The organism is uncultured Draconibacterium sp. (assembly GCF_913063105.1).
GTDB lineage: Bacteria > Bacteroidota > Bacteroidia > Bacteroidales > Prolixibacteraceae > Draconibacterium.
This window is the reverse complement of the sequence record NZ_CAJXYQ010000001.1, coordinates 59,922-72,399: the sequence shown is the minus strand read 5'-3', so window position 1 is coordinate 72,399 and position 12,478 is coordinate 59,922. Positions and strand designations below refer to the sequence as shown.

Annotated in this window: 7 protein-coding genes and 1 riboswitch; all 7 genes read left to right on the top strand. The window is 40.6% G+C overall.

Annotation, left to right across the window (positions count from 1 at the left end; translation table 11 throughout):
• Window positions 1-93 precede the first annotated feature (93 nt).
• Window positions 94-196: riboswitch (SAM riboswitch) on the bottom strand.
• 126 nt (window positions 197-322) lie between these two features.
• A complete protein-coding gene (locus tag QZ574_RS00245; RefSeq protein ID WP_297085505.1) occupies window positions 323-883 on the top strand; it encodes a DUF3365 domain-containing protein in 561 nt (186 codons plus the stop codon).
• 71 nt (window positions 884-954) lie between these two features.
• On the top strand, window positions 955-3,807 hold the full coding sequence (locus tag QZ574_RS00240; protein WP_297085504.1) for a two-component regulator propeller domain-containing protein: 2,853 nt from the start codon (window positions 955-957) through the stop codon (window positions 3,805-3,807).
• Window positions 3,808-4,286: 479 nt separating this feature from the next.
• Window positions 4,287-7,499, top strand: coding sequence for a TonB-dependent receptor (locus QZ574_RS00235; RefSeq protein WP_297085502.1), 3,213 nt, complete (start codon window positions 4,287-4,289; stop codon window positions 7,497-7,499).
• A 13-nt stretch (window positions 7,500-7,512) separates the two neighbouring features.
• Complete coding sequence (locus tag QZ574_RS00230; RefSeq protein ID WP_297085500.1) at window positions 7,513-9,225, top strand: RagB/SusD family nutrient uptake outer membrane protein; 1,713 nt, start codon at window positions 7,513-7,515, stop codon at window positions 9,223-9,225.
• A 21-nt stretch (window positions 9,226-9,246) separates the two neighbouring features.
• Entirely contained in the window at window positions 9,247-10,044 is a 798-nt protein-coding gene (locus QZ574_RS00225; protein WP_297085498.1) for a hypothetical protein, read from the top strand.
• 242 nt (window positions 10,045-10,286) lie between these two features.
• Window positions 10,287-11,612: a family 16 glycosylhydrolase gene (locus QZ574_RS00220; protein WP_297085496.1), complete on the top strand. Its 1,326-nt coding sequence runs from the start codon at window positions 10,287-10,289 to the stop codon at window positions 11,610-11,612.
• An 11-nt stretch (window positions 11,613-11,623) separates the two neighbouring features.
• Window positions 11,624-12,463 carry a glycoside hydrolase family 16 protein gene (locus tag QZ574_RS00215; protein WP_297085494.1) on the top strand — a complete coding sequence of 280 codons (840 nt, stop codon included), beginning with the start codon at window positions 11,624-11,626 and terminating at the stop codon, window positions 12,461-12,463.
• Window positions 12,464-12,478: the final 15 nt, after the last annotated feature.

The window sequence follows — 12,478 nt, the reverse complement described above, 5'->3', positions numbered from 1 at the left end:
GCGGTTATAACCGCTCGCGCATACACATATTTGCCCCGTGCAAATAGCTGGTAAAAAATAATTTGTAGTGCAGTTTCTTCATCGATTGTGTTACAATTATAATTCCGTTACCGGCCGGGTATTGGCACCTTTTCATAACTGATGAAGGTTGCCAGAGTTTCATTGAGCCCGATCTCTCCACTCTTCTGTATAATCAAACACCCTTTTTTGAAAGAATATTTGATGGCATAAAGATAGTTGATTTTGTGATTTCACAAATAAAGCTGAACTTGCAGATTACCAAATAAAGCTGAATTGATACATTAATTTAAGATACACTGTGATGAAAACTAAAATTCTTGTGCTGTTATTTTTCGCTTTCTGTTGGAGTTGCGGAAAAAATATTGATCGTGAAACCTATAGTAAGTATCAAAAAAACGGACAACAAATTACCGAAGATGTACAAGCCGTTCTTTTGCAAAATGTAGGGGCAGCCATTCAAAAAGGAGGTTCGGAATATGCTGTTGAGTTTTGTAACTTGCAAGCCGGTGAGCTGGTTGATAGCCTGAATGAAGTTTATAATTGTATGATATCCAGGGTCTCAGCCAAAAATAGGAATCCGGAGAATGCCCTGCAAACTAATGAGGATAAACAACTTTGGGAGATTTTTTCTGCCAGAAACGTGGCTGACACGCTCATTCAATCGGGGAATAACCTGGTTTACTATAAACCTATCCGAATTGGCCTTCCGGCATGTTTAAAGTGCCATGGCAATATTGAAACCGATATAAACACAGCTACACGACAGAAACTTCAGCACCTCTATCCGGCTGATTTGGCCACCGGATATCAGTTAAGCGACTTCAGGGGATTGTGGAAAATTGAATTTCAGAAAAATCATTGATTATATTTGTGTAAAAAGGACCCAATTGGCAAATGGAGTTTACATGTAAGTTAAGTGATATAAGGAAGTATTTGATTATTTTTTTGGTTTTCCCGGTTTTTGGGTTTACACAAGAAAAATATATTGGAACTCCTCATATTCGTAACTACGAAAAATCTGAGTATTCTGCCGGTACACAAAACTGGAATATTGCACAAGATAAAGATGGGTTTATGTACTTTGCCAATAACGATGGAGTGCTGCGTTTTGATGGTTTTCATTGGGAATTAATCCCGGTACCTTCATCCCTGGTTCGCTCGGTATTTATTGATTCGAATAATAACATTTACGCTGCCTTATCTTACGATTTTGGATGTATACAACGAAACAGTAGTGGAAGATACGAGTTTAAGAGCCTGCTGAACCTGGTGCCCGGGCAGCATCGAGATTTTGATGAGGTATGGAAAATTCATGAAATCGAGGGTAAAGTTATTTTTCAATCTTTTGAGAAAATATTTATTTACAATGGTGAAACTATTGAAATTGTTGTTCCTCAAAATAAATTTCATTTTTCGTTTAACATAGCAGGTAAACTTTATTACCAGGATTTGGAAGTAGGCTTGTTTACCCTTGTTGAGGGCCGGCCGGTGCAATTAAATTATGCCAATTCGCTTAAAAACTCCCAGATTTTGTCGATTACAGAGCTTGATGCCGATAATTTGTTAATTGGCACTGCAGATAAAGGCCTGTTTTATTACAATGGGCGTAATTTAACCGAGTGGGACACGGATGTTAATTCCTTTATAAAAACCAATAAGTTGTTTTGTGCAACGCAATTTGCAAACGGAAACTTAGCATTTGGAACCATCTTAAATGGGGTGGTTATTGCCGATGCCAATGGCGAAGTTTTACACATTGTAAACCGTGGAAAAGAGTTACAAAATAATACGGTTTTAAGTGTATTTCCTGATAAAGACAACAATTTGTGGCTGGGGCTTGATAATGGTATATCGTACGTTGAAACCAATTCTCCGATTACCTATCTTACCGGCCAGGGCACATTGGGAACAGGTTACTCGGCAAAAATTTACAATAACAAGTTATACCTTGGAACCAATCAGGGACTTTTTGTGCGGTCGTATGAATCGCGTGATGCACTTGATGCAGATTATAACCTGGTCGAAAACTCCGAAGGGCAGGTCTGGTTTATTGAAGAATTCGATAACCAGTTGTTGTGCGGGCATAATAACGGAACTTATCTTATTCGGGCCGATAAAGCTGAACTTATTTCTGACGAACCGGGAGCCTGGGGATACATAAGGCTTAAAAATCAACCTGATTTATTGTTGGGAGGACACTATCATGGCCTGGTTGTATTGAAAAAAGGAGCCCGGGGGTGGGAGTATTCCCATAAACTAAAAGGTTTTAATGAATCATCGCGGTTTATCAAACAAGATAAAGGTGGCGATATATGGATGAGCCACGGAGGGAAAGGCGTTTTTCGAATGAGCTTAAATGAAAAAGCAGACAGTGTTGTTCGTTTCTCAAGGTATGGTAAAGCACAAGGTTTGCCATCCGATAGAAGCAACTTGCTGTTTGAATTGAATGATGAGCTTTACGTTTCCACAGTTGATGGTGTTTTTACCTACCAAACAGCAAGCAACAGTTTTGTAGAAGCTGATGCAATTAATGAATTATTCGGACTTCGCGGGCAGCTTCAGAAAGTTGTGAGTGACGAAGAAGAAAACGTATGGTATATTTCAGAAACAGAGTCGGGTGTTTTACGCAAAAACGAAGATTTAACTTATACGAAAATCACCAGCCCGTTTGATGCCATAAGAGAACAATTTGTTAGTGCTTTCGAATTTATTTATCCGCTGGATGAACAATATACCATTTTTGGAATTGACCAGGGCTTTGTACATTATAACTCGAAGTTCTCAAAGTCATACAATGCCGATTTTCAAAGCTTTATTACAAAAGTTGAACTCAGCTATCTCGATTCTGTGATTTATCCGTTGGGAGGTGATACGGAGCGTTTTAATTTCCCATTTCGGAAGAACAGTATTCGTTTTCATTATAACTCGCCTTTTTACGAAAATCTTAAAGACTTACGCTTTAGTTATTATCTTGAAAATTTTTCGGATCAATGGTCGCCCTGGACAGCTGATCCTTACAAGGATTTTACGAACCTTCCGTTTGGCGACTATACTTTTAAAATTAAAGCGCTCAATAATTATGGTAAAGAGAGTGGCATTAGTGAATTTAGTTTCTCGATTTTGCCACCGTGGTATCGCTCCAACTGGGCACACTTTTTATATGTTATTTTTCTTTTGGTTTCAATTGTTGTTACAATTCTTGTAATTCAGTACCGTATTAAACAGCGCGAAAAGCAGGCGCGTGTGCTTCATCAAAAGGAAATGCAGGAAAAAGACGAACATTTTCAACACCAGGCGGTTATTGCTGAAAAAGAGATTATAAAACTCCGGAATGAAAAGTTGCGGGCAGAAATGATCTACCGCGATAAGGAATTGGCCAATCAAACCAATAATATCATTCATAAAAACAGGTTCTTGATGAAAGTAAATCAAGAGCTGCAGAAAATACAAAACACCACCGAGGACGGGGCTGTAAAATCGAAAATGGCCGTTTTAAAGCGGCGCATTGAAAAAGAGCTTGACGATAAACAGCAGAACCGTATTTTCGAAACCTATTTTGATGAGGTTCACAAGGAGTTTTTTGAACGATTGAAAGAAAAATTCCCGCAACTATCTCCAAAAGATTTAAGGCTCTGTGCTTACATCCGAATGAATATTTCAACCAAAGAAATAGCAACATTGCTTAATATTTCATTTCGTGGAGTAGAAATTAGTCGCTACCGACTGAGAAAAAAATTGGAGCTCTCGCGCTCAATCAATCTATCAACTTACTTATCGAATATTTAATTCAGTACAATTTATGTTGTAGAGCATATAGTTGTTAGATGTGTAATATTTACAATGTAACTCTTGTTAATATTCAGTAAATCAGGGATATGAAATTCTTGTGATGTGTATTTGATGTATTTTGTAATAGGTTGTGTAGTATTTATGATAGGGTAAAATTCTTGGGAAAAGTCAATTTTTCGTTGATATTCGAAATGTGAAATTTTGTTTAAATAATATAAATAGATTAAAATTGTACACTATATTGTGCATCGAACAATAAGCATATTGTTATATCCACAATTAACAAACTATAAAACTAACTTACTATGAATACTTTTTGCACTTCAAAAAGCCGGAATTGGCTTTTCAACCCAACCTTTTTTACGCCATTAGTTGAAATGAGATGAATTGCACTTTGTGTGCGATGACTAACTATAGTAGAATAGAAATTATTTGTAATTCAAATCAAAATTAAATCTATGAAAGAAAAACAAAGAATGAGAAAATTTCTCATGTTGATTTTGAGTACTGTATTTTCCCTTGGCTTATTTGCCCAGGAAGTTACACTTAGCGGTGTAGTTACTTCGGCAGATGACAACCAGCCATTACCGGGGGTTACAGTAGTTGTTAAAGGAACTACAAACGGTACTGTTACAAACTTTGATGGGGTTTATACCTTGAAAGTTTCAGGAGATGCAGTTTTGCTGTTTTCGTTTGTTGGAATGAAACCGCAGGAAATACCTGTTGACGGACGTACGCAGGTTGACGTTGTTCTGGAAAGTGACGCTTTTGACGTTGATGAGGTAGTAGTTGTTGGTTACGGTGTTCAAAAAAAGGCCTTAACCACTGGTGCAAACATTAATGTAAAGGGTGAAGAAATTGCAGCCTTGAATACTTCAACTGCAATGGAAGCGTTACAGGGAACTACTCCGGGTGTTAGTATTACACGTAACAATGGTCAGCCGGGAGCAGGTACTAAAGTTACCATTCGTGGTTTGGGTACCATTGGCGATTCAGATCCATTATACATTGTTGATGGAGTTGCAGTTGGTAATATCGACTACCTGAACAGCAGTGATATTGAATCGATTGATGTACTGAAAGATGCAGCTTCGGCGGCTATTTATGGTTCGCGTGCTGCTAACGGGGTTGTACTTGTTACCACTAAAAAAGGTTCGAAAAACAAAAAACCAATGGTTACCTACGATGGTTACTATGGTATTCAGAACATTTACAAAAACCTCGATCCACTTAATGCACAGGAATACATGTACATTATGGACGAAGGTAGGGTTAACGATGGTTTGGCACCAAACAACTGGGAAGCGATTTTGAAAAACAATGCCTGGTTAAATAACAATTTTCCTGGCGAGCTGGGAACTCAGTTGGGTGAAGACATTTGGGGTATGTTGCAAAACGGTTGGGAAGGTACCAACTGGATTGACGAAATAACCAAACAAGATGCATCAATGCAAAGCCATGCTGTTAACATCACAGGTGGTAGCGACGATGTAATTTACTCAGCAGGTATCTCATACCTCGATCAAACAGGTATTATTGGTGGCGATATCATCGATGCCGGGTACAAAAGATTAACAGCTCGTTTAAATACTGAATTTGTTCTGTATAAAAACGATGAGCACGACATTATTACCATTGGTGAAAACTTCACTTACACCAATACCGAAAACCGCAGTGTGGGTACCGGTAACATTTACTGGAACGACCTGCACGATGCACTGGTTCAAAATCCATTGATGCCGGCATACTGGCAACCATCAATTGATAACAACATTAACGAATACGGTTTTACACCAACTTTAGATGGTTTATCAACCGGGCAAACCAACCCGATTGCAAGAATGTATTACCGCCACAATTACAACTATGGTAAAGGAAACAAAGTAACAGGTAACGCTTACATTAAAGTTGAGCCAATTAAAGACCTTGTGGTTAGAAGTTCGTTTGGTGTTGATGCATGGTTTGGCTATGGCCGTTCAATGAATCCTACTTACAGTTTAGGACTGTTGTATAACGATGATGTGGATGGCGCTTCGCAAAACCAATATTTCGGTAACAACTGGACCTGGACAACTACTGCTGCTTACGGCCGTTTGTTTGGCGACCATAAAGTAGATGTACTGGTAGGTACCGAGTTGCTGAAAAACCAGATTAATATGGAAGTAGGTGGTTCAAGAAACAACTTGCTGTTCCCTGGCGATCCTAAATATGCGTACATAAATAATACACAAAGTCCCGAGTCGATTAGCGAAATTAACACCTGGGGTGCCGATTGGGCAGCCGGTGGCGGTGGCTTAATGTCGTATATCGCCCGTGCACAGTATAACTTTAAAGAAAGATACATGTTCTCGGCAACGGTACGTGCCGATGGTTCTTCAAACTTTGCCGAAGGTAACCGTTGGGGTACATTCCCATCGTTTGCTGCTGGTTGGGTAATTACTGAAGAAGATTTCATGGACGATATTTCAATTCTGGATTTTGCAAAATTGCGTGCCAGCTGGGGACAAAACGGTAACCAGTCAATTCCGAATTTTATCTATTCATCGCAAATTGCTTATGTATTCCCTGGTTATTTCTTTGGCGATACAAAACCGGTTTCAGGAACAACCGCCTATCCGGAGCGGGTAACCAACCCTGATGTAACCTGGGAAAAATCAGAACAGTTAAACATTGGTGTTGATGCTCGTCTTCTTGATTCAAGACTGGCGGTTACTTTTGACTGGTACAAGAAAACAACCAAAGGGTGGTTGCTTGAAGCACCTATTCTTGGAACTTTTGGTGCTGCTGCCCCATACATCAACGGTGGAGATATTGAAAACACTGGTGTTGAAATGGTATTTGGCTGGAACGATAAAGTAGGCGATTTTAAATACAATGTTTCGTTTAGTGCGGCCTACAACAAAAACGAAGTTACCAGTATTGCCAATACCGATGGCGTAATTCAAGGACCATCACACGTGTTGTCTCAAGGTACTGCTGCAGTATCAAGAGTTGAGGTAGGTATGCCAATCGGTTTCTTCTATGGATACGAAACCGATGGTTTATTACAAAACCAGGATGAAGTTGATGCTTACGTTACTCCTGAAGGAAATCCTTATTTCAGCGACCAACGTCCGGGCGATGTGCGTTTTGTTGACCAAAACCTTGATGGCGTTATTGATGAAGATGATAAAATAATGCTGGGCGATCCTAACCCCGATTGGGAAATTGGTATTCAGTTAGGTGCTGAATTTAAAAACTTCTACGCCAATGCTACTTTTACAGGTAAATTCGGTATGCAGGTAATGCAGTCGTATCGTTCGTTTGCCGATAACTTCGACCAGAACTATACCACGGGTATTTTCGATCGCTGGCACGGAGAAGGTACCTCAGACAGATTACCGCGCTTAAGTTCTTCATCGAACCGCAACACCAACTTTGTTTCGGATATTTACATGCACGATGCCGATTACCTAAGAGTTAGTAACTTAACTTTTGGTTACAATTTCGGACACCTGCTTTCAAATATCGATGCTATTTCGAATGTAAGACTTTATACCTCAGTAAGTAACCTGTACACCTTTACCGGTTATGATGGAATGGATCCGGAAGTCGCTTTTGGACATGACGCAAGTTGGGCTTCAGGTATTGACCTTGGGTTATACCCACAGGCGAGAACAGTTATGTTTGGTTTAAGTGTTGAGTTTTAAAAAAAATTAGACAATGAAAAATATAATATACTTAGCAGTTGCATGCGTAATGTTGTTTACGACAGGCTGCGGAGATGAATTTCTAGATACAGAGAACCTTTACGGTAAAAGTTTGGATACGTATTATTCAACACCTACCGATATGGAAGAAGCCATAGCCGGTGTGTATAATGCGATTTATACGCCAAACGTGCACAGTAACGAATCGATGGCTGCCAACCTTTTGTCTGACATGATGTTAGGTGGTGGTGGTCCTGACGATAAATCAGCCAAATGGGTGGATAATTTTGAAGATCCGCTGGAAGACACTTATCGTGATCTGTGGTCGCAGTCGTACAATGGTATTGCACGTGCAAACGCCATTATTGAGAAAACAGCCGAAGCTGATTTCTCTACTTTCTTTGCTTCAGCAGAAGAGGCGCAGGAGTTTAAAAATCAGCAGATTGGAGAAGCACTGTTTATGCGGGCGTTTTTCTATTTCCGTTTGGTTAAATTTTTAGGTGGAGTGCCGCTTATTACTGCAATCGACGATCCAAAAGACGGACCAAGAAATACAATTACAGAAACGTATGCACAAATCGCATCAGATTTGAAATTGGCCATCGAAACCATGCCGTCTACACCATTTCCTGAAATACCAACTTCAAGCTATGGCCACGCCAATAAATGGGTAGCACAAGCTTATCTTGGTCGTGTTTATTTGTACTACACCGGGTATATGACAAATATGGAAGGCCAGTCCACCGATGTATTACCATTGGCAGACGGTGGTTCGCTGTCGGCTTCTGATGTTGCCGGATACTTAAGCGACTGTATAAATAATAGTGGACACGAACTGGTTAGCGATTTCAGAAACCTGTGGCCTTACTCTTACGTAAATATTTCGGCAGGCGATACAACCGTTTTACCATGGGCTCACGAAAATAACCTATCATGGGTTGGACAAGACGGCCACTCGCCAACTTTCGGAACAGGTAATTATGAAACCATGTTTGTTCAGCGTTTCTCGTTTGGCGACTGGGGTTGGAACAACGGAAATATTTATACCAACCGCCTGGCACTGTTTACCGGTGTTCGCGATAACTCAATGGTTCCTTTTGGTCAGGGTTGGGGCTGGTGTCCAATTAATCCGAACCTTTGGAATAGCTGGGATGCTGAAGATCCGCGCAAAGAAGGTTCTATACTTGAATTAGGTAATGCTGCGCAAGGTGCCGGTGGTTACGAAGCTGATAAAGGAGATCATGAAACGGGTTTCTTCAATAAAAAATACATCGCTATTCAGCACCGCGAAAATGGTGGTGATGTTAAGGGTATGTTTATTCAGTTGTACAATTGGGGAAATACAGATATGCAGCTAATGCACGCACAAGACTTTATTTTTATGCGTTTTGCCGATGTGCTGCTTATGCACTCTGAAATTACCGGAACAGCTGATGGTATGAACCGCGTTAGAGCACGTGCCGGCTTGGATCCGGTTGCCTATTCATTAGACGCACTTAAGCAAGAACGTTTGTACGAGTTGGCTTTTGAAGGCTTACGTTGGTTCGACCTGGTTCGCTGGGGAGATGTTGAATCGGCTTTCAACTATACACTTGATGTACGTAATTCTGGAATTGACGCGAAATACTCGCCAAACTACCGTTCTGAAATTAAAGGTTTGATGCCATTCCCTGAAACGGAAGTCAGACTTTCAAACGGCGTTTACGAGCAAAATCCAGGTTGGTAATAACTTTTAAAATCAAGAAAAATGAAGATAAATAAATTTAAAAATATTAGTCTTTTACTCGGCTTATTGGTTTTGCTGTTTTCAGCTTGCGAATCAATTGTTGATGAAAAAGAACTGGAGAACTCCACAAACATTGATGGCGTTGAGCTGGTGGTGACTCAAAACTCAAATGGCGGTAACCTGCTTGTATTAGAAATGGCTACGCCCGGAGTTACCGGTTACTGGGATTATAACCTGGGTATTGCATTAACCAATAAAGTTGAGATTATTTATCCAATTCCCGGTACTTCAACTTTTACTTTTACCGGAACCTTAGGTGCCGAGTTTTTCGAAAAATCAATTGATGTAACAATTGATGTGTTGGATACTCCGCTTGACCAGGACTGGTATGATTTGGTTAGCGAAAACACTGCAGCCGGAAAAACATGGGTTTTTGATGGTGTTGGTGGCGACGGTGGCCTTTGGTGGTTCATGTCCGATCCATCGAATAAACCTTGGTCGGTATGGTGGAATGCTGGTGGCGAATGCTGTCCTCCTTCTGATGTAGCAGGTAAAATGCATTTCGACCTTGACGGAGCTGCAAACTACACTTACTACTCGTCGGCTGATGGTGCCGGACAAAAAGGAAGCTTTGTACTTGACGTAACAAACCAAACCCTGCAAGTTAACGACCAGATTATTTTAGGTGGCGTTGACGGCGGTGGTAACGGTAGTGGCTTGTTCCAGATTGTAGAGCTTACCGAAGATAAAATGGTGCTGTATGTTCCGAATGCAGCATGGGCAACCGGATGGACATATGTATATGTTCCGGCTGAATAATTCACAATATTCCAGTTAAATAGTGGTGAAAAACCACTATTTAACTTCGGTTTGACATAGGGAAGCTTATGGCTTCCCTATGTTTTCCTTCTGAAAAATTTGATTAAAACGTTAAAGGTGCTTTTGGGTACCCTGTAATTCCTATGTCGTGTAAAAAAACAAAACGAACGATGTAAAATGCAGAAAATGAGCGCCATGTGTTTGTGTTGTAAGCTTGCTCTAAATACGAAATTGTAAAAGTGATGAAAGATAAAATATACAAATGGCTGGCTTTTTTGGCCGTTCTTGCGATTGCAATGCCAATGATTAGCTCGTGTGGCGATGATGATACTACAATAAATCTGGTAGCCGATTTTAGTTTCGAGTTTATTGATGAGAATAATGTACGCTTTGCAAACCTTTCAGAAGGTGAAAATTACTCTTTAAACTGGGATTTTGGTAATGGCGAAACTGCAGCCACCACCAATAAAATCAAAACCTACGAAATTTATTACCCCGAAGCCGGAAATTACGCCGCTACACTTTCCATTGTAGATTTTGATGGCAACAACGACAGGCAACAAAAAACAATAGTAATTGCAAAGAACGATTTGCTTGTTTCTTTCACTGCTACCCCAGACGCTGCGAACCCAAACCGAATTCTCCTGGTTAATACTTCCGAGGGTGAATTCGACTCGTTTAAATGGCTGTTTAAAAACAAGGAAGTTGAAAACGAAACCAATGCCGCTGCATATTATCCTTACAAAGGCGATTATGAAATAGAACTGCAAATCGTGAAAAACGAAGTGGTATACTCGAAAAAACAAACCCTGAGCATTGCTGCCGACGACCCCAATTATATTTCGAGCTTTGTGCTAAGCTGGGCCGACGAATTTGATGGTGACAACGTAAATCTAAGCGACTGGACGTTTGAAACCGGAGCCAGCGGATGGGGAAACAACGAATTACAGAATTACACCTCCGGCGAAAATGCCGAAGTGAAAGACGGGCATTTAATTATAACCGCCAAAAAAATTGATGAGAACAAACAAGCGGGTTCTTATACTTCAACCCGAATGATTACAAAAGACAAGCAGGAATTTACCTATGGCCGAATGGAGATTCGAGCCAAACTACCATCCGGAACAGGTATATGGCCGGCAATATGGATGCTGGGTGCCGATATTGGTGATGTGAGTTGGCCCGCATGCGGCGAAATCGACATCATGGAATATGTAGGTTATCAGCCCAATACCATTCATGCAACTGTGCACACAACAGCCGGATCTGGTGCCAACGGAAACGGCAGCAGTAAAACCCTCGAAACCTGCGAAGAAGACTTTCATATTTACGGTTTAATCTGGACCGAAAAAGAAATGATTTTTTACACCGATTCGCCTGAAAATGTAACGCATACATATGGTCCGGCAAGTAAAACCGATGACAACTGGCCCTTTAACAAACCACAGTTTTTTATTCTAAACATTGCTGTTGGTGGCGATTGGGGCGGCGCTCAGGGAATCGATAACGATATTTTTCCACAAACCATGGAAATTGATTACGTAAGAGTGTATCAACCTGTTGAATAAATTCTGGTAGAATGAAAAGCTTAAAATATTTTGTATTGATTGCTCTAGGGCTAACTTGTATTATGAGTTGTGGTAATAGAACAAACAAAAACACCTCAACTTCAAACCAAGCACCCCCGGCAGAATATCAGTTGGTTTGGAGCGATGAGTTTGATGGTTCCGGATTGCCCGATTCCACAAAGTGGGGTTACGATACCGAAGGAAACGACCACGGCTGGGGCAACAACGAAGCGCAGTTTTATACCACAAAACGACAAGAGAATGCAAAAGTAGAAAACGGAATGCTGTATATAACAGCCCTTAAAGAAAGTTTTCGCGATAAAGAATATACCTCTGCCCGGTTAATTACAAAAACCGACTGGAAATATGGCCGTTTTGAAACACGAGCTAAACTACCTGCAGGTAGAGGAACATGGGCCGCCATTTGGATGATGCCCGGTGGCTGGAGTTTTAACGATGGAAACTGGCCCGATGTTGGCGAGTTCGATATTATGGAACACGTAGGACACGATCCCGGAGTTATTCATGCCTCGGCGCATTCGCGCGATTACCAATGGCAAAAAGGTACGCAACAAACTGATACTATTCATGTTGCCGATGCTACTGAAACATTTCATACCTATACTTGGGAATGGTCACCTAATACCGTTAAAGCCTATGTTGACGATGAGCTTTATTTCGAGTATAAAAATGAAGGCCTCGGCGAAAGCAAATGGCCTTACGAAAAACCCTTTTACCTCATTCTGAATGTAGCCGTTGGAGGCGCCTGGGGGAGTATGAAAGGTATTGACGATACTGCTTTCCCGCAAACCATGGAAGTGGATTATGTTAGGGTATATCAAAAAAAATAGTAAACCAAATTATTC

What these genes read in the sequence shown, in the direction of transcription:
- QZ574_RS00245 (WP_297085505.1), top strand. Translation starts at nt 323, where the DNA reads ATGAAAACTAAAATTCTTGTGCTGTTATTTTTCGCTTTCTGTTGGAGT.
- QZ574_RS00235 (WP_297085502.1), top strand. Translation starts at nt 4,287, where the DNA reads ATGAGAAAATTTCTCATGTTGATTTTGAGTACTGTATTTTCCCTTGGC.
- QZ574_RS00230 (WP_297085500.1), top strand. Translation starts at nt 7,513, where the DNA reads ATGAAAAATATAATATACTTAGCAGTTGCATGCGTAATGTTGTTTACG.
- QZ574_RS00225 (WP_297085498.1), top strand. Translation starts at nt 9,247, where the DNA reads ATGAAGATAAATAAATTTAAAAATATTAGTCTTTTACTCGGCTTATTG.
- QZ574_RS00220 (WP_297085496.1), top strand. Translation starts at nt 10,287, where the DNA reads ATGAAAGATAAAATATACAAATGGCTGGCTTTTTTGGCCGTTCTTGCG.
- QZ574_RS00215 (WP_297085494.1), top strand. Translation starts at nt 11,624, where the DNA reads ATGAAAAGCTTAAAATATTTTGTATTGATTGCTCTAGGGCTAACTTGT.